This is a genomic window from Azospirillum sp. 11R-A (assembly GCF_049472615.1).
Taxonomy (GTDB): domain Bacteria; phylum Pseudomonadota; class Alphaproteobacteria; order Azospirillales; family Azospirillaceae; genus Azospirillum; species Azospirillum palustre.
The window spans coordinates 34655-53601 of the sequence record NZ_JBCEBL010000007.1 but is presented as its reverse complement, the minus strand read 5'-3'; the positions used below and the strand labels follow the sequence as shown (position 1 = coordinate 53601).

General features: G+C 68.0%; 14 protein-coding genes. 11 read left to right on the top strand and 3 right to left on the bottom strand.

From position 1 onward, the window contains the following. Window positions 1–23: 23 nt before the first annotated feature. A complete protein-coding gene (locus tag VH569_RS12525) occupies window positions 24–752 on the bottom strand; it encodes a GntR family transcriptional regulator (RefSeq protein ID WP_423315623.1) in 729 nt (242 codons plus the stop codon). Window positions 753–849: 97 nt separating this feature from the next. Here VH569_RS12525 and VH569_RS12520 point away from each other — a divergent pair, with 97 nt between their 5' ends. Further along, window positions 850–2073, top strand: a complete 1224-nt coding sequence (locus VH569_RS12520; RefSeq protein WP_423315622.1) for a benzoate/H(+) symporter BenE family transporter — start codon at window positions 850–852, stop codon at window positions 2071–2073. A 6-nt stretch (window positions 2074–2079) separates the two neighbouring features. Here the strand turns inward: VH569_RS12520 and VH569_RS12515 are convergent, their stop codons facing one another. Then, complete coding sequence (locus tag VH569_RS12515) at window positions 2080–2484, bottom strand: 6,7-dimethyl-8-ribityllumazine synthase (protein WP_423315621.1); 405 nt, start codon at window positions 2482–2484, stop codon at window positions 2080–2082. 402 nt (window positions 2485–2886) lie between these two features. Between VH569_RS12515 and VH569_RS12510 the strand changes: the two genes are divergently transcribed. Beyond that, window positions 2887–3993, top strand: a complete 1107-nt coding sequence (locus VH569_RS12510; RefSeq protein ID WP_423315620.1) for a hypothetical protein — start codon at window positions 2887–2889, stop codon at window positions 3991–3993. After that, window positions 3990–5429, top strand: a complete 1440-nt coding sequence (locus tag VH569_RS12505) for a hypothetical protein (protein ID WP_423315619.1) — start codon at window positions 3990–3992, stop codon at window positions 5427–5429. The genes VH569_RS12510 and VH569_RS12505 overlap by 4 nt, the downstream gene beginning before the upstream one ends. A 31-nt stretch (window positions 5430–5460) precedes the next feature. Here VH569_RS12505 and VH569_RS12500 read toward each other — a convergent pair whose 3' ends face one another. Further along, complete coding sequence (locus tag VH569_RS12500) at window positions 5461–6456, bottom strand: bile acid:sodium symporter family protein (protein WP_377810476.1); 996 nt, start codon at window positions 6454–6456, stop codon at window positions 5461–5463. A gap of 300 nt (window positions 6457–6756) precedes the next feature. On the opposite strand from VH569_RS12500, the gene VH569_RS12495 reads away from it, so the two are divergent. The 8 genes from VH569_RS12495 (at window position 6757) to VH569_RS12460 (ending at window position 18929) form a co-directional block, all read left to right on the top strand. Beyond that, window positions 6757–7929 (top strand): isovaleryl-CoA dehydrogenase, encoded by a 1173-nt coding sequence (locus tag VH569_RS12495; RefSeq protein ID WP_423315618.1) that lies wholly within the window; start codon window positions 6757–6759, stop codon window positions 7927–7929. Between the two features lie 43 nt (window positions 7930–7972). Continuing rightward, the gene (locus tag VH569_RS12490; RefSeq protein ID WP_423315617.1) at window positions 7973–9154 is read left to right on the top strand and encodes an acetyl-CoA C-acyltransferase; all 1182 of its coding nucleotides are present in this window, start codon (window positions 7973–7975) and stop codon (window positions 9152–9154) included. Window positions 9155–9314: 160 nt separating this feature from the next. After that, a complete protein-coding gene (locus VH569_RS12485; protein WP_423315616.1) occupies window positions 9315–10448 on the top strand; it encodes an acyl-CoA dehydrogenase in 1134 nt (377 codons plus the stop codon). A 42-nt stretch (window positions 10449–10490) separates the two neighbouring features. Continuing rightward, window positions 10491–12098: a carboxyl transferase domain-containing protein gene (locus VH569_RS12480; RefSeq protein ID WP_423315615.1), complete on the top strand. Its 1608-nt coding sequence runs from the start codon at window positions 10491–10493 to the stop codon at window positions 12096–12098. Between the two features lie 11 nt (window positions 12099–12109). Further along, window positions 12110–12892 (top strand): enoyl-CoA hydratase/isomerase family protein, encoded by a 783-nt coding sequence (locus VH569_RS12475; protein WP_423315614.1) that lies wholly within the window; start codon window positions 12110–12112, stop codon window positions 12890–12892. A gap of 5 nt (window positions 12893–12897) precedes the next feature. Beyond that, window positions 12898–14901: an acetyl-CoA carboxylase biotin carboxylase subunit gene (locus tag VH569_RS12470; RefSeq protein WP_423315613.1), complete on the top strand. Its 2004-nt coding sequence runs from the start codon at window positions 12898–12900 to the stop codon at window positions 14899–14901. A gap of 2 nt (window positions 14902–14903) precedes the next feature. Then, window positions 14904–15803 carry a hydroxymethylglutaryl-CoA lyase gene (locus VH569_RS12465; protein ID WP_423315612.1) on the top strand — a complete coding sequence of 300 codons (900 nt, stop codon included), beginning with the start codon at window positions 14904–14906 and terminating at the stop codon, window positions 15801–15803. 432 nt (window positions 15804–16235) lie between these two features. Beyond that, window positions 16236–18929 (top strand): class I SAM-dependent DNA methyltransferase, encoded by a 2694-nt coding sequence (locus VH569_RS12460; RefSeq protein WP_423315611.1) that lies wholly within the window; start codon window positions 16236–16238, stop codon window positions 18927–18929. Window positions 18930–18947: the final 18 nt, after the last annotated feature.

Here is an 18947-nt window from a genome sequence, read left to right as displayed (position 1 = left end):
GCGGGGCGCCATCCCCGCCGCCCTCACCCCCGCCCGTCCAGAAAGGCGCTCAGCTGCTCGCCCGCCTGGATGACGTGGCGCACGACGATGCCGCAGGCGGCGTCCGCATCGCCGGCACGGCAGGCCGCCAGCAGGGCGTGATGCTCGTCCTGTGAGCGGGGATGGTAGCCCAGCGCCGAGAACTGGAAGCGCAGATAGCGGTCGGCGGCGGAGAGGTGCTGCTCCACCAGCGCCAGCAGGCGCGGCCGGCCGGCGCGGGAATAGAGCGTCATGTGGAAGCGCCGGTTCAGCTCCCCCATGCGGCCGGGATCGGCCTCCGCATCCATCTCCGCGATCAGCTCCGCCGCCAGGGCAAGGTCGTCCGCCGTCAGATGCGGCAGCGACAGCCGCAGGGCCGCCGGCTCCAGCGCCGCCCGGATGGCGCCGATGTCGGCCGAATCCTCCGCCGAGATCTCCGCCACCACCGCACCGCGGTGGGGATGGAACTCGACCAGCGCGCGGGCTTCCAGCTGGCGCAGGGCCTCGCGCACCGGCATGCGGCTGACGCCGAAGGCGGCGGCGAGATCCTCCTGGCGCAGCGGGGCGCCGGCCGGAAGAACCCCCTCCAGGATCGCCTCGCGCATCGCCGCCTCGACGAACTCGGTCGCGGTGCGGAAGCGCGGCCGGTTGCGCGCGATCAATACGGCCAGATCGGCAAGGCGCGCATCGGAGGGTCGGGAGTCGGAAGGGCGGGCGTCGGGAGGCTGGGACATGCGGGAGACCTGGAAGGTGAGAAAAACGCTTGCCTGGATATTGGATCCAATTTACCTGTCGGATCCTCTCCTGTCCATGCATGCGAAAGGACTGGCCATGACCGGCTCGTCATCCGCCGACCAGACCGTTTCCGACGCGCCCACAGCCCCGGGGGGCCGCGGGCTGTCGCCCTCGGCACTCGCCACCGGCGGTCTGGTGGCGCTGGTCGGCTATGCCAGTTCGGTCGCGGTGGTGATCCAGGGGCTGGCGGCGGTCGGGGCGGACACGGCGCAGATTACCTCCGGGCTGGTGGCCGTCGGCTTTTCCATGGGGCTGTCGGCGATCTGGCTGGCCTGGACGCAGCGCAAGCCGATCAGCGTCGCCTGGACGACGCCGGGCATGGCGCTGCTGGCGGCGACCGGGCCGGTGGCCGGCGGCTTTCCGGCGGCGGTGGGGGCCTTCCTGACGGTCGGCGCGCTCATCATGGTGGCGGGGCTGTGGCGACCGCTCGGCCGCTGGATCGCGGCGATCCCGAAGCCGCTCGCCAACGGCATGCTGGCCGGGCTTCTGCTGAAGCTGTGCCTGGCGCCCTTCATGGCGATCGGGCAGGCGCCGGGGCTGGGGTTGCTGGTGCTGGCGACCTGGGCGATCGTCGGTCGCTTCGCCCGGCTCTATGCGGTGCCGGCGGCGGTCGCGGTGGCGCTGGCGGCGATGGCGATGAACCCGCCGGTGTCGGGCGCGCTGCCGGCCGACCCCTGGCCCACGCTGTCGCTGGTCGCCCCGGCCTTCACCTGGGAGGCGCTGGTCGGGCTGGCTTTGCCGCTGTTCGTCGTCACGATGGCGTCGCAGAACATCCCCGGTCTGGCGGTGCTGGCGACCTTCGGCTACACGCCGCGGGTGCCGCCGGCCTTCCTGGCGACCGGCTTCGCCTCGGCCCTGACGGCGCCGCTCGGAGCGCCGACGGTCAATCTGGCGGCGATCACCGCGGCGATGTGCGCCGGCCCCGATGCCGACCCGAGGCCGGAGCGGCGCTGGCAGGCCGCCGTCACCGGCGGTGTCGGCTATATCGCGCTGACGGCGCTGGCGGCGGTCACCGCCACGCTGGTCACCCGCTCGCCGCCGATCCTGATCGAGGCGGTGGCCGGGCTGGCGCTGATCGGCGCCTTCGGCGGTTCGCTGCTGGCGGCGGTCCAGGCGGAGGAGGAGCGCATCCCCGCCCTGGTCACGCTGCTGGTGACCGCGTCCGGCCTGTCCTTCTTCGGGGTCGGATCGGCCTTCTGGGGCCTGCTGTTCGGCGGGGCGATGCATGTGCTGCACCGGTGGCGCCCCGCCGGAGCGTGAGAGGCCTCAGCCCTGCTCGATCAGGTCGGCGCAGGCATTCACCGCGGCGGCGGCGTAGGGGCGGATGCGCGGCAGGATCTGCGACGGGTTGATGCCCGGCCCGAGGATGCCGACGCCGACCGGCTTCATGAACTGGAGCTGCAGGTCGATCAGGCTGCTGATGACCGCATGGCCCATGACGTTGCCATGTTCGGTCTCGCCCCGCTCGATGATGCCCAGCGCAACCGCGCCGGCGACATCCTCGCGCATCAGCAGGCGCTTGATCGCCAGCGGTTTTTCCATCGAACCGGGAACCCAGACCTCTGCCACGATGCCGAGGCCGCGGCTGGCGGCGACGGTGCGCGCCTCGTCCAGCATCTCTTCCACCTCTTTGCGGTGGAACCGTCCGAGCACGATGCCGATGTTGCTCACCCTCTGCTTCTCCCATGGTCGCGGTGTAACGTCCGTCCAAACTGTCGCGTCGCCGTGCAAAGCGCAAGGGCCGTCGCATGGCTTCCGGGCCGGGCAGCGCCGGTACGGAGATTTCCGTCCGGCTTTATAAAGTTGCCTGGGTAAATCCCGCCGCTTTGCGTCGATATCCAAGCGTCCGGAAAGCAGACCTGGGACAAACCCTATGGACAGGCCCGCGCTCGTCGTGCGGGTTGTTTCCAAGTGCGACAGGCCGTCGCATGGCGCTACAATTCAGAACAAATTGGTCGCCGCGGCATTTCTTACGGCCATGTAATAATGCAGGTATGGCGCAATTGCGGGGGGCCGGCGAACGGACCCGTAATGGTGCCGGCAGAGTGACCAGGTGAATCCGGAACGGCAATCATGTTGAAAGGTGCGATCGAATACGCGCCGTCGACCTTCGAGGAGCGGGGGGCCGCGGTGGCCTTCACCACGCCGCTGCTGTCCCAGACCCGCGTGCGCCGCGGTGAGCGGTCGAAGCTCGAAGTGCTGATCCCCAGCCTGTCGCAGGGCATGGGCATCTATGTCGTCGCCTGGAAGTCGGTGCCGGAGATGGTGTCGATGACCATGCACGACCGCTATCTGCACGACCTGATCGTGAAGGAGGAGGCCTGCTCCCCGCACGAGATCCGCCGGGCGACGCTGAGGGCGGCGCGGCGCGGGCTTGCCGGGCCGAAGGCGGCGCAGGCCGCCCGCCGCGCGCTGGACGAGGATGAGGAGCAGGGCACCCTCACCCATTACCTGCTGATCCTGTCGATCCTGAAGGCGGTCGGGCTGGAATCGCCGGAGATGCTGAAGGCCGGCATCGACACCGACGAGGGCCAGCGCCTGACCCGGCAGCTGATGACCCGCGCGGCCGAAAGCCTGCGCATGGACGCGACGCTGCTCTATGCCCGGCTGGCCGACATTGCCATGGTCACCGCGCCGGTGGGGCTGGCGCACTCGCCCCGGCCGGGCCGGCTGACGCGCGGGCTGAACGACCTGAAGGGCTTTCGCGACGGCATGACCGGCTGGGCGCGCGACGTGCCGGGCGATGCCGCCCCGGTCGCCGAGTTCTGCGCGGAGGTGGCGCAGCACACCATCGCCATCGGCGAGAAGGTGCTGGGCGATTTCCACCGCCGGATCGAGGCCATCGGGCCGCTGATGCGCGACTGGGATGACGCCTTCATCCGCGTCCGCACCCAGGCCGCCCGCATGGCCTGGCTGCTCGACGGCTGGAGCCACATCACCGGGGCGTGGGAGGTGGCGCAGGCCGAGGACCGCCACCAGCAGGCCGCCACCGTCAATGATTTGTTCCGCATCCTGCCGCTGCTGCCGCGCCGGGAATCCAGCCGCGATTTCGTCGAGGATTCCAAGCAGGTCAAGAGTGCCCACCGCCGCTCCGTCCGCATGCTGGAGGACTGGCGCACCGGCCAGATGGACATCGACGCCATCCGCCGGATCGAGGCGGTGAAAGCCCGCGCCCCATGAGCGGACCGGCGGACGGACGGGGCGGGGGCGACCGCCTGCCGGGGCTGGAGAGCCGGCTGTTCGACATTCCCGAGGACAAGTTCATCGAGGTGGTCCGCCTGCTGGAGCGGGTGCGCGACCATCCCGACGTGCGCCAGACCTTTGCCGCCATCCGCCCGCGGCTGGTCCAGGTGCGCCCGAACCGCCGGCCGACGCTGAAACGCGTGCTCTGCATGCCGTTCGAGGATGTGCTGGAAAGCTTCAACGGCCTCGACGTGCCGGTGGGCCGCATCGAACGGCGGGTGATCGACCCGGTGTGGCGGCTGGTGACGGAGTGCGGCGACCGGGCCCTGATCGACCAGCTCGACCGGCAGGTGCATGAGACGGCACCCGGCAATCTCAACGCCCTGCGCAACATCGGGCGCCGGCTTTGGCCGATGGCCGCCCAGGCTTTACGGGGTGCTGCCGGAAGGGCAGGGGAGCAGGAGGCCGGCGGCCAGCCGCCGTGGTGCGCCCTTCAGGGCGACGAGGAGATGCGGCGGCAGATGCTGGACGTCGCCGCCTTCCTCGAAATCGGGCTGACAATCGAATCGCTGAAGGACGCGCTGGCCCCGAAGCCGCTGGCGGCGCTGGACGACCTGCATGTGGACGCCATCGAGCAGGCGGCCCAGGCGGTGGCGCGGCAATCGGCCGGGCTGGTCTATCACCTGCTGCTGGTCGCCGCCTCGCGCATGGCGAACCCGGCCGACCTGCTGACGGTGCTGAACGATCTGGATTTCGGCAAGGCGCGGCGCGAGCAGCCGGCGATCTTCGCCCAGCTGAGCGGTCTGGTCGTCACCAATCTGGAGGAGCGCTCGGCCCGCCTCGAAAGCAAAGGCTGCGGCACCGGCCGCAGCGCCGGGCCGGGCGGGGCTGCCGCCATCGCCCCGGAGGAGGCCATCGCCATTGCCGAGCGGCTGGTCGCCAGCATCGACACCACCTCCGCCGCCATGGATGTCCTGGCCGACCCGGCCTATCGCGAGCGGCTGGACGCCGTGAAGGTGGCGGTGCGGACCATGGTGGCCGGCACCGTCCTGGACACTGCACCGGCCGGCATCCTGACCGCCGTTCCGGCCCCCGCCGGGAACGGTTGCACCGCCCCGGTGGACGAGGATGCCCAGGCCGCCGCCGAGGACCACGCCCGCGCGCTGCGCCGCTGCGAGGGGCTGGCCGGCGCGCTCTGCCTGCACGAGCCGTTGAAGGACACGCTGGCGTCGATGGAAAAGGGGCTGATGGCGCGGGCCCACGCCCTGCTGGCGGACTATCCCAAGGCGGCCGGCAACCCGGACGATGCCGAGACGGCGGAGATGAACCTGTTCTACGCCCTGCGCCTGCTGGAGCTGGTCGCCGGTCCCGCCAAGGCCGACCGGCTCCGCACCGCCATCATGGCCGCGACGGGAGAATTCGCGGAGGAGTAGGGCCGCGCCCCGCTCGCTCACGACGTTGCCCTCACGAGGTTGCCGGCAGGGCGTCCCGCGCCTCGCCCTCCTCGGCATAGCGGCGGGCCAGGACGGCGCAGACCATCAGCTGGATCTGGTGGAACAGCATGACCGGCAGCAGCACCAGCCCGGCGGTGGCGGGGGCGAACAGCACGCCGGCCATCGGCACGCCGCTGACCAGCGACTTCTTCGACCCGCAGAAGACGATCACCGCCTCGTCGGCACGGGAAAAGCCCAGGCGGCGGCTCAGCAGCGTCGTGCCGACCAGGAAGACCGCCAGGATGGCGCAGTCGATCACCACCACCATGCCCAGTGCCGCCGGCGGCACCTGATGCCACAGCCCGTTCACCACCGCCTCGCTGAAGGCGAGATAGACGACCAGCAGGATCGAGCCGCGGTCGGTGAAGCGCAGCATCGTCTTGTGCCGGGCCGCCCAGGCGCCGATCCAGCGCCGCAGCAGCTGGCCGGCGACGAAGGGCAGCAGCAACTGCGCCGCGATGGTCTGCAAGGTGTCGAGCGATAGCGCCGATCCCTGCACCTTCAGGAACAGCGCCACCAGCAGCGGCGTCATCAGGATGCCGGAGATGTTGGACAGGGTGGAACTGCACACCGCCGCCGCCACGTTGCCCCGCGCCATCGAGGTGAAGGCGATGGAGGACTGCACGGTGGAGGGCAGCAGGCACAGGAACTGCACGCCGATGGCGACGGCCGGCGGCAGCAGGCTGTGCGGCAGCGTTTCCACCACCGCCCAGCCGATCAGCGGGAAGGCGGCGAAGGTCAGGCTGAAGATCAGCAGATGCAGGCGCCAGTGCGCCATGCCCGCCACCACCTCTTCCCGCGGCAGGCGGGCGCCGTGCAGGAAGAACAGCAGCGCGATGGCCGCCTCCGCCAGCCAGTGCACCCCCTGGGCGAACTGTCCCTGCACCGGAAGCACGGTCGCCAGCCCGACGGTCGCCACCAGGGCCATGGTGAAGCCGTCCATGTTGGGCCGAGGCACGCGGATCATTCGTTGGTCCCCCAAATCGATATCACTGGCCGGATATAACGCGTCGTCTCCCGTTATAATCGCCTTCACCGCTCTGGAATACAGTATCCAACATGCATGGCAGCCTTGAATCGATTGGGGAAATCGGGCTGCCCCCTTGTGGGTTCCACGATGTGGAAATGCTGATGCACCGTCTTGACCGGCCAAGCTGCTGACCCGGAACGGCTTTTCGATCCGCTCGGCAACCCCCTTGCCAGCCGCCTTGCCATACGGTAACGTATGGTCAAAGAACGGATGATTTCCCAGGGGAGCGATACGTCCATGCTGTCCAACCAGTACCCGAGCCTGAATTTCGACCTCGGTGAGTCGGCCGACATGCTGCGCGATTCGGTGCGGAGCTTCGCCGCCAACGAGATCGCCCCCCGCGCCGCCGAGATCGACCGCAGCAACGAGTTCCCCAACGAGCTGTGGCGCAAGATGGGCGACCTCGGCATCCTCGGCGTGACGGTGGAGGAGGAGTATGGCGGCGCCGGCATGGGCTATCTGGAGCATGTCGTGGCGATGGAGGAGGTGTCCCGCGCGTCGGCCTCGGTGGGCCTCAGCTACGGCGCCCACTCCAACCTCTGCGTCAACCAGATCCGCAAGAACGGCACTGAGGACCAGAAGCGCCGCTATCTGCCCAAGCTGATCTCCGGCGAGCATATCGGTGCCCTGGCGATGTCGGAGCCGAACGCCGGGTCCGACGTGGTGTCGATGAAGCTGCGGGCCGAGAAGAAGGGCGACCGCTACGTCCTGAACGGCACCAAGATGTGGATCACCAACGGTCCCGACGCCGACACGCTGGTGATCTACGCCAAGACCGACATCAACGCCGGTCCGCGCGGCATCACCGCCTTCCTGGTGGAGAAGGGCTTCAAGGGCTTCTCGGTGGCGCAGAAGCTGGACAAGCTGGGCATGCGCGGCTCCAACACCGGCGAGCTGGTGTTCGAGGACTGCGAGGTGCCGGAGGAGAACATCCTGGGCGGCGTCGGCCGCGGCGTGAACGTGCTGATGTCGGGGCTGGACTACGAGCGCGCGGTGCTGTCCGGCGGCCCGCTCGGCATCATGCAGGCCTGCATGGACGTGGTGATCCCCTATGTCCACGACCGCAAGCAGTTCGGCCAGTCCATCGGCGAGTTCCAGCTGATGCAGGGCAAGCTGGCCGACATGTACACGATCATGAACGCCGCCAAGGCCTATGTGTACGCCGTCGCCAAGGCCTGCGATCGTGGCGAGACCACCCGCAAGGACGCCGCCGCCGCCATCCTGTTCTCCGCCGAAAAGGCGACCTGGATGGCGCTGGAGGCCATTCAAACGCTGGGGGGCAACGGCTACATCAATGAGTACCCGACCGGCCGCCTGCTGCGCGACGCCAAGCTCTACGAGATCGGCGCCGGCACCAGCGAGATCCGCCGCATGCTGATCGGGCGCGAACTGTTCAAAGAAACCGCGTGAAGCGGTTCGGCAACAAGACACAGAGGGAAAGGGACCGACCACCATGACCGACAGCATCGTCATCGCCGCCGCCGTCCGCACGCCGATGGGCGGCTTCCAGGGCGACCTCATGGGCCTGACCGGGCCGCAGCTGGGCGCCGTCGCCATCCAGGCGGCGCTGGAGCGCTCGGGCCTCGCCGCGGACGCGGTGGACGAGGTGTTCATGGGCAACGTGCTGTCGGCCGGGCTGGGCCAGGCCCCGGCGCGTCAGGCCGCGCTGGGCGCCGGGCTGCCGAAGGGCGTCGGCTGCACCACCATCTCCAAGGTCTGCGGCTCGGGCATGCGGGCGGTGATGTTCGCCCATGACGTGATCAAGGCCGGCTCGGCCAAGGTGGTGGTGGCCGGCGGCATGGAGAGCATGTCGAACGCCCCCTACCTGCTGGACCGCGCCCGCGCCGGCTACCGCATGGGTCACGGCAAGGTGCTGGACCACATGTTCTTCGACGGTCTGGAGGATGCCTACGAGAAGGGCCGCCTGATGGGCACCTTCGCCGAGGAATGCGCCAGCAGCTACAACTTCACCCGCGAGGCGCAGGACGATTTCGCCATCGAGAGCCTGAACCGCGCCCGCAAGGCGGTGGAGGACGGCTCCTTCAAGGCGGAGATCGCGCCGGTCCTGGTCAAGGGCCGCAAGGGCGACGTGCTGGTCGATACCGACGAGCAGCCGGGCAAGGGCGATCCCAAGAAGATCCCGACGCTGAAGCCGGCCTTCGCCAAGGACGGCACGGTGACGGCGGCGAATGCCTCGTCGATCTCCGACGGCGGCGCGGCGCTGATCGTCACCACCCGTAGCGAGGCCGACCGCCTCGGTCTGCGCGTGATCGCCGAGATCAAGGGCCATTCCAACCACGCCCAGCAGCCGGCGCTGTTCACCACTGCACCGGTCGGCGCGATGCAGAAGCTGTTCGACAAGGTGGGCTGGTCGGCCCGCGACGTCGACCTGTTCGAGATCAACGAGGCGTTCGCCGTGGTCACCATGGCGGCGATGCGGGATCTGGACCTGCCGCACGACAAGGTGAACGTCCATGGCGGCGCCTGCGCGCTCGGCCACCCCATCGGCGCCTCGGGGGCACGGATCCTCGTCACGCTGTTGTCGGCGCTGGAGAAGTACGACCTGAAGCGCGGCGTGGCCAGCTTGTGCATCGGCGGCGGCGAGGCGACGGCCATCGCGGTTGAGCGGGTGTAAGACACTCCCGCGCTTATTCCCCCTCTCCCCCCGGGGAGAGGGGCGGGGTGAGGGGGATGCACCGCGTGGCTATCCCGAGAATCCTCGCCACGCGTCCCCCTCACCCTAACCCTCTCCCCGGGGGGGAGAGGGGATTATAGAAATCGTGAGGAAACGCCCGATGCACCTGACCGAAGAACAGACCATGGTCCGCGACATGGCCCGCGCCTTCGCGCAGGACCGGCTCGCCCCGACCGCCGCCGAGCGCGACCGCAGCGGCGCTTTCCCCAAGGCCGAACTCGCCGAGATGGGTGAACTCGGCCTGATGGGCATGCTGGTGCCGGAGGAGTTCGGCGGCGCCGCCACCGACCATGTCGCCTACGCCCTCGCCATCGAGGAAATCGCCGCCGGCGACGGCGCCGTCTCCACCATCATGAGCGTGCACAACTCGGTCGGCTGCATGCCGATCCTGAAGTTCGGCAATGAGGCCCAGAAGGACCGCTTCCTGAAGCCGATGGCGCGCGGCGAGATGCTGGGCGCCTTCTGCCTGACCGAGCCGCAGGCGGGCTCCGACGCCTCGGCGATCAAGACCCGCGCCCGGCGCGACGGCGATCACTGGGTGCTGAACGGCACCAAGCAGTTCATCACCTCCGGCTCGCAGGCCGACGTCGCCATCGTCTTCGCGGTGACCGATCCGGCCGCCGGCAAGAAGGGCCTCAGCGCCTTCATCGTGCCGACGGGCACGCCGGGCTATCAGGTGGCGCGGACCGAGGAGAAGCTGGGCCAGCACTGCTCCGACACCTGCCAGATCGTCTTCGAGGACTGCCGGGTCCCCGCCGAGCTGATGCTGGGGGCCGAAGGCGCCGGCTACAAGGTGGCGCTGGCGAACCTTGAGGGCGGGCGCATCGGCATCGCCTCGCAGTCGGTCGGCATGGCGCGCGCCGCGCTCGACCACGCCATCCGCTATGCCCAGGAGCGCCAGAGCATGGGCGTGCCGATCATCCAGCATCAGGCCATCGCCTTCCGCCTCGCCGACATGGCGACCCGCGTGGAGGCGGCGCGCCAGATGGTGCTGCATGCGGCATCCTTGCGCGATGCCGGGGTGCCCTGCATGAAGGAGGCGGCGATGGCCAAGCTGTTCGCCTCGGAGATTGCCGAGAAGGTTTGCTCGGACGCCATCCAGATTCATGGCGGCTATGGCTATCTCAACGATTTCCCGGTCGAGCGCATCTATCGCGACGTCCGGGTCTGCCAGATCTACGAGGGCACCAGCGACATCCAGCGGCTGGTCATCAGCCGTGCCCTCGTTCAGTAACACAGTCTGCAATCAAGACCGCCAAACCGGGAGGAAGACGGCATGACCGTCCTGAAGAGCGCCCTGAACGCGCGCTCCGCCGAGTTCCAGGCCAACGCCGACGCCATGCAGGCCCTGGTCGACGATCTGCGCCGGAAGGTCGCCGCCATCCAGCAGGGTGGCGGGGCGAAGGCGCGCGACAAGCACCTCGCCCGCGGCAAGCTGCTGCCGCGCGAGCGCATCCGCCAACTGCTCGATGTCGGCTCGCCCTTCCTTGAGCTGTCGCAGCTGGCCGCCGACGGCGTCTATGCCGAGGACATCCCGTCCGCCGGCATCATCGCCGGCATCGGCAGCGTCGCCGGGCAGGAATGCATGATCGTCGCCAACGACGCGACGGTGAAGGGCGGCACCTATTACCCGCTGACGGTCAAGAAGCACCTGCGGGCGCAGGAGATCGCGCAACAGAACAACCTGCCCTGCATCTATCTGGTGGATTCGGGCGGCGCCAACCTGCCGAACCAGGACGAGGTCTTCCCCGACCGCGACCATTTCGGCCGCATCTTCTACAATCAGGCCAACATGTCGGCCGAGGGCATCCCGCAGATCGCCGTGGTGATGGGAAGCTGCACCGCCGGCGGCGCCTATGTCCCGGCGATGTCGGACGAGGCGATCATCGTCCGCAACCAGGGCACCATCTTCCTCGGCGGCCCGCCGCTGGTGAAGGCGGCGACCGGCGAGGTGGTGTCGGCGGAGGATCTCGGCGGCGCCGACGTCCATTCCCGCACCTCGGGCGTCACCGACCATTACGCGATGAACGACGCCCACGCCCTGGCGATGGCGCGCCGCGTGGTGTCGAACCTGAACCGCGCCAAGCACATCGACCTCGACCTGCGCGAGCCGGAGGAGCCCGCCTTCGACCCGCGCGAACTGTACGGTGTCATCCCCAGCGACGCCCGCAAGCCCTTCGACGTGCGCGAGGTGATCGCGCGGGTGGTCGACGGATCGCGCTTCGACGAGTTCAAGCCGCTCTACGGCACGACGCTGGTGACGGGGTTCGCCCACATCTTCGGTTATCCCGTCGGCATCATCGCCAACAACGGCATCCTGTTCAGCGAATCCGCCCTGAAGGGCGCCCATTTCGTCGAGCTGTGCTGCCAGCGCCGCATCCCGCTGGTGTTCCTGCAGAACATCACCGGCTTCATGGTCGGCCGCAAATACGAGGCCGGCGGCATCGCCAAGGACGGCGCCAAGCTGGTCACGGCGGTCGCCTGCGCCAAGGTGCCGAAATTCACCGTCATCATCGGCGGCAGTTACGGCGCCGGCAATTACGGCATGTGCGGCCGCGCCTACAGCCCGCGCTTCATGTGGATGTGGCCGAACGCCCGCATCTCGGTCATGGGCGGCGAGCAGGCGGCCGGCGTGCTGGCCCAGGTCAAGCGCGACGCCATGGAAGCCCAGGGCAAGCCGTGGACGGCCGAGGACGACGAGGCGCTGAAGGCGCCGATCCGCGCCCAGTTCGAGCGCGAGAGCCACGCCTATTACGCCAGCGCCCGGCTGTGGGACGACGGCATCATCGACCCCGCCGACACCCGCATGGTGCTGGGCCTCGGCCTGTCGGCCTCGCTGAACGCCCCGGTGCCGAAGACGCCCTTCGGCGTCTTCCGGATGTGAGGGAGGCGAGCATGAGCGACATTCTGATCGAGGTTGCCGACACCGGCGTCGCCACCGTCACCATGAACCGCGGCGACGTGCACAACGCCTTCAACGAGCAGGTCATCGCCGACTTGACATCTGCCTTCCGGCGGGTGGGCGAGGATCCGGCGGTGCGCGTCGTCCTGCTGCGCGGGGTGGGCAAGAGCTTCTCGGCCGGGGCTGACCTGTCCTGGATGAAGAAGATGGCCGGCTACTCCCGCGAGGAGAATCTGGCCGACGCCATGGGCCTCGCCACCATGCTGCGCACGCTGGACGAATGCCCGAAGCCGACGGTCGCCGTGGTGCAGGGACCGGCCTTCGGTGGCGGCGTCGGGCTGGTCTCGGCCTGCGACATCGCCATCGGCGTCGAGACCGCGACTTTCGCTTTGTCGGAGGTGCGGCTGGGCATCATCCCCGCCGCCATCAGCCCCTATGTCATCGCCGCCATCGGCGAGCGCGCCTGCCGCCGTTATTTCCTGACCGGCGAGCGCTTCAGCGCGGCGGAGGCCCACCGCATCGGCCTGCTGCATGAGCTGACCAATGCCGGCGGGCTGGAGGAGGCGGTGGCGAAGACGGTCAAGAACCTGATGGACAGCGCCCCCACGGCGGTCACCGCCGCCAAGGAGCTGATCCGCGCCGTCGCCCGCCGGCCGCTGACCGACGACGTGGTGCGCGACACGGCGGAGCGCATCGCCCGCCAGCGCGCCAGCGCCGAAGGCAAGGAGGGCGTCGGCGCCTTCCTCGACAAACGCACCCCGTCCTGGCGGAGCTGATCCACATGTTCGACAAGATCCTGATCGCCAACCGCGGCGAAATCGCCTGCCGGGTCATCCGCACCGCCCGCCGCCTGGGCATCAAGACCGTCGCCGTCCATTCGGAGGCCGATGCCAAGGCGATGCATGTCCAGATGGCCGACGAGGCCGTCTGCATCGGCCCGGCTCCGGTCGGCGAAAGCTATCTGCGTGGCGACGTCATCCTCGACGTGGCGAAGCGCACGGGTGCCCAGGCCATCCATCCCGGCTACGGCTTCCTCTCGGAGAATGCCGGCTTCGCCGCGGCCTGTGCGGAGGCCGGTGTCGTCTTCATCGGCCCGCCGATCGACGCCATCCGCGTCATGGGCTCCAAGGCGGAATCCAAGCGGCTGATGGCGAACGCCGACGTGCCGCTGGTGCCGGGCTATCACGGCACCGACCAGGACTTCGCCACCCTGTCGGCGGAGGCAGACCGCATCGGCTATCCGGTGCTGGTCAAGGCGTCGGCCGGCGGCGGCGGCAAGGGCATGCGCGTGGTCCGTGCCGCCAACGAGCTGGCCGATGCGGTGGCAGGCGCCCAGCGCGAGGCCAAGGCCGCCTTCGGCGACGACAGCCTGCTGCTGGAGAAATATCTCGGCCGGCCGCGCCATGTCGAAATCCAGGTCTTCTGCGACACCCACGGCAACGGCGTCTATCTGTTCGAACGCGACTGCTCGGTCCAGCGCCGCCACCAGAAGGTGATCGAGGAGGCGCCGGCCCCCAACCTGCCCGACGACCTCCGCCGCCGCATGGGCGAGGCCGCGGTCGCCGCCGCCAAGGCAGTGAACTATGTCGGCGCCGGCACCGTCGAGTTCCTCTATGAGGATGGCGGCTTCTACTTCATCGAGATGAACACCCGGTTGCAGGTGGAGCATCCGGTGACCGAGAAGATCACCGGCCTCGATCTGGTCGAGTGGCAGCTGCGCGTGGCATCCGGGGCGGAGCTGCCGCTGCGCCAGGACCAGCTGACCCGCAAGGGCCATGCCTTCGAGGCGCGGCTCTATGCCGAAGACCCGCAGCGCGACTTCCTGCCCGCCATCGGCAAGCTGGTCCGCCTGCGTCCGCCGGCCGAGAGCGACCATGTCCGCGTCGACACCGGCGTCCGCGAAGGCGATTCGGTGACGATGTATTACGACCCGATGATCGCCAAGCTGATCGTCTGGGACGAGGACCGCGACAGCGCGTTGCGCCGCCTTCGCGTGGCTCTGGCCGAGTATGAGGTGGTCGGCGTCACCACCAATGTTGCCTTCCTCGGCGCCATCGCCGGCCATCCCGCCTTCAAGGCGGTGGAGATCGACACCGGCTTCATCGAGCGCCACCGCGCCGACCTGCTGCCGCCGCCGGCCCCGGTGGCCGACAAGGCGCTGGCCGCAGCATCCCTGTCGGTGCTGCTGACGCGCCGGGAGGAGGCCCAGGCCGCCCTGCGCGCCCGCTCAGACCGCTATTCCCCATGGCTGCTCGCCAATGGCTGGCGGCTGAACGAGGAGAACCATTACGACCTGCGCCTGATGGACGGCGACACCGCGCGCGAGGTGACTCTGCATTTCCGCGCTGATGGCTATGAGGTCGCGGTGGATGGCGGCAAGCCGATGCCGGTGACCGGCGTCAGCCTGTCGGACGGCCTGCTGACGGCGACGCTGGACGGCATGCGCACCCGCGCCACCGTGGTGCGGCAGGGGCTGGACCTCACCGTCCTGATCGACGGCGCGGTGTCCCGCCTGACGCTGGACGACCCCAGCGCCCGCGCGGCGGAGCAGGAGGGCGGCTCCGGCCGTCTGACCGCGCCGATGCCCGGCACCGTGGTCCGCGTGCTGGTCGAGCCGGGCCAGAGCGTCGAGGCCGGCGCGCCGCTGATGCTGCTGGAAGCCATGAAGATGGAGCACACCATCAAGGCCCCGGCGGCGGGCACCGTCAGCGCCGTGAATTTCGCGGCGGGCGATCAGGTGTCGGAAGGCGTCGACCTGCTGGTTCTCGACATCGCGGAGGCCTGACGATGCAGCTGCCGAAATTCGTCCGCATGGTGGAGGTCGGCCCGCGCGACGGCCTCCAGAACGAAAAATCCATGGTGCCGACCGCGGTGAAGGTGGAGTTGGTCGACCGCCTGTCCGACGCCGGTCTGGGCGTGGTGGAGGCAGCCAGCTTCGTCTCGCCCAAATGGGTGCCGCAGATGGGCGACAGCGCCGAGGTGCTGGCCGGCATCTCCCGCAAGCCCGGCGTTCGCTATGCCGCCCTCACCCCCAACCTGAAGGGGTTGGAGGGCGCGCTGGCGGCCAGGGCCGACGAGGTGGCGGTGTTCGGCGCCGCCTCGGAGAGCTTCAGCCAGAAGAACATCAACTGCTCCATCGCCGAGAGCCTGGACCGCTTCGCCCCGGTGATGGAGCAGGCCAAGGCGGCCGGCGTGCCGGTCCGCGGCTATGTCAGCTGCGTGCTCGGCTGCCCTTATGAAGGGGAGATTGAGCCCAAGGCGGTGGCCGACGTGGCGGAACGCCTGTTCGCCATGGGCTGCTACGAGATCTCGCTGGGCGACACCATCGGCACCGGCACCCCGACCAAGGCGCAGGCGATGATCGCCGCGGTGGCGGCGCGGGTGCCGGTGGAGAAGATCGCCGTCCATTTCCACGACACCTACGGGCAGGCGCTGGCCAACATCCTGGCGGCCCTTCAGATGGGCGTGGCGGTGGTCGACAGCTCCGTCGCGGGGCTGGGCGGCTGCCCCTACGCCAAGGGCGCCAGCGGCAATGTGGCGAGCGAGGATGTGCTCTACATGCTGAACGGCCTCGGGATCGAGACCGGGGTCGATCTGGACAGGCTGATTGCGGCCGGGGCGTTCATCAGCGACGCCATCGGCCGCCCCACCGCATCGAAGGTGGCCCGCGCTCGTGGTTGTGCGTGAGGGAATCTTCGGCAACGAAGGGTCGCGCTTCCGAAAGGGGGCGCGGCCCTTTCGTATTTGGGGGGCACCTTATGCCCGAGCATCAGGTATAGACGAGAAGGTGGTGGTGGCAAATCGCTTGCAATATGCACGAAATAAACTGACGATAACTGAATGTTCTGTTATAATTAGACGTGCATCATACATTTAAATGCAATCATGTGGCGCCGAGTCGGGCATGATTACATGTGTTGCCCGTAAAAATCTTTGCGTTGTTGGTGAATTTTTGATGAATCGTCTTCTGCTGTCTCAAAATGCTGCGGAGATTGAAGTGAGAGTCCACAATATGATGACAGGAAAATAAACCTCCATAAAATTGCTATCGGCGCGTTTGACTCTCCGAAAAGCCTATAAAATACCCGTGTTTTCTCGTTATGAGGGAATACCGGGGTGATGAGCGTGCTATCTTCGAAGAGCTGCGACGAACACGTTGAGCAGGACCCGTCGCGATCCCCCAAAGCCTTCATCAGATATTGGAGCGACAAAGGCGGGTCGGAGCGCGCCAACTACCAGAAGTTCATCAACCAGCTCTGCGCCCTGATCGGTACGGCGGAGCCGGACGCCTCGTCGGAACGGGACGCGCTCAACAACTACGTCTATGAGAAGAGGGTTCGCGCGCTCGACCTGGAGGGTGACGACGGGCGGAACAACTATCTCGACTGCTACAAGCGGGATTGCTTTGTTCTGGAGGCCAAGCAGTCGCGCAAGCGCCAGCGCGGCGGGCAGGAGGGGAGCGACCTGTTCGGCGGGCTGTCTCACAGTTCTCCGCCCGCCGGGACACGGCCGTCATGGGACCGGCTGATGCGGCAGGCTCGCGCCCAGGCTGAACGCTATGCCAAGGCGCTGCCGACCGACCACGGCTGGCCGCCCTTCCTGATCGTCGTCGATGTCGGGCATGTGATCGAGACCTATGCCGACTTCACCGGGCTGGGCAAGGCCTACATGCCCTTTCCCGACAGCCGGTCGCACCGGATCAGGCTGGCGGAACTCGCCGATCCGGAGATCCGGGCGCGGCTGAAGGCGATCTGGGAAATGCCGAAAAGCCTCGACCCCAGCGCCCGGCGGGCCGAGGTGACGCGGGACATCGCGCAACGCCTCGCCCGGCTGGCGCAGAGCCTGGAAAAGCGCTACGAACCGAAAGCGGTCGCGCTGTTCCTGATGCGCTGCCTGTTCACCGCCTTCGCGCAGAATGTCGGGCTGCTGCCGGACGGCGCCTTCACCGGCGTGCTGAGCGACGCCCGGCCGAACCCGCAATTCCTGCCGCGCTATCTGGGACCCTTCTGGCGCAGCATGGACAGGGGCAGCGACCACGACACCACCATCCGCGCCCGCGTCCGCCATTTCAACGGCGGCCTGTTCCGCGAAGCCGAGGCGCTGGCGCTCGATGAACAGGAGATCGGCGAACTGATCGCCGCCTGTTCACGCGACTGGAAGAATGTGGAGCCGGCGATCTTCGGCACCCTGCTGGAAAACGCGCTGAGCAAGCGCGAGCGCAGCCAGTACGGCGCGTTCTTCACGCCGCGCGCCTATGTGGAAAGGCTGGTGGTGGCGGCCGTCATCGAACCGCTGATGGCGAAATGGCGCAACGCGCAGGTGATCGCCGAGAACGCGCGGCAAAAGAACGATCAGGCGCAGGCGATCAGGCAGATCAAGGAATTTCACCAGGATCTCTGTTCGGTGAAAATATTGGATCCCGCCTGCGGAAGCGGAAATTTTCTTTACGTCGCCCTGGAGAAGATGAAGGCCCTGGAAGGGGAGGTGATCGCGACGCTGGAGGAAATCGGCGGCGGGACGCAGGCCAATCTCGACCTTGCCGGTCATACCGTCGGCCCGCACCAACTTCTTGGGCTGGAAAAGAATCCCCGCGCCGTGCCGATTGCCGAACTGGTGATCTGGATCGGTCATCTGCAATGCCACCTGCGCCAGCGCGGGCCGGAAAGCCTGAGCGAGCCGATCCTCCACTCCTACGACAACATCCGGCAGTGCGACGCGGTGCTGAGCTGGGAGCGGGTGGAGCCGATGCTGGACGAGGCTGGGCAGCCGCGGGTGAAGTGGGACGGTGTCAGTTGGAAGACCGACCCCTTCACCGGCCAGGAGGTGCCGGACGAAAGCCGGACGGTTCCGCTGCAACGCTATGTCGGCGCCAGGCCCGCGGACTGGCCGCAGGCCGACTACATCGTCGGCAACCCGCCCTTCATCGCCGGCAAGGACCTGCGCGCCGAACTGGGCGACGGCTATGCCGAAGCGTTGTGGAAGGCCTATCCGCACATGCCCGGCGGTGCCGATTTCGTCACCTACTGGTGGGACAAGGCGGCCGATCTGGTGCGCAAAGGAACGGCCCGGCGCTTCGGCTTCATCACCACCAACAGCATCACCCAGACCTTCAGCCGCCGGGTCATCCAACGCCATCTGGACGCGAAGACGCCCCTGCATCTGACCTTCGCCATCCCGGACCATCCCTGGGCGGACGGACAGGGTGCAGCGGCGGTGCGGGTGGCGATGACGGTGGGTGCGCCCGTCGAGCATGGCGAACGGACCGGCTTGTTGAAGACGGTGGTTCGTGAGGGACAGGCAACGGACCGGGATGGGGCGGTGCCGGTGGTGCTTGCCGTCCGGCACGGGCGCATACACGCGAACCTGACCACCGGAGCGGACGTGGCGGCAGCGAAAGCGCTCAAGGCAAATGACGGGCTGTCTTCTCCCGGCGTGAAACTGCATGGGTCGGGCTTTCTCGTCACCCAGGCACAGGCGCGCGCCCTCGGTCTGGGGCGGATTGCCGGATTGGAAGAGAGGATACGCGAATACCGAAACGGCCGTGACCTGACCGGGCGCTCCCGCGGGCTGATGGTGATCGACCTGTTCGGCATGACGGAAGCCGAGGTCAGGAAGAAGTATCCCGATGTTTATCAGTGGCTGTTGGATCGTGTGAAGCCGGAGCGGGACATTAACAATAGAAAATCATACCGTGATAATTGGTGGATATTTGGAGAGCCTAGAAACGAAATGCGTAGTGCAACAAGCGGCTTGAATAGATATTTTGCAACTGTTGAGACAAGCCGCCATAGAATATTTCAGATGTTATCGTAATTAACAATGCCTGATAAT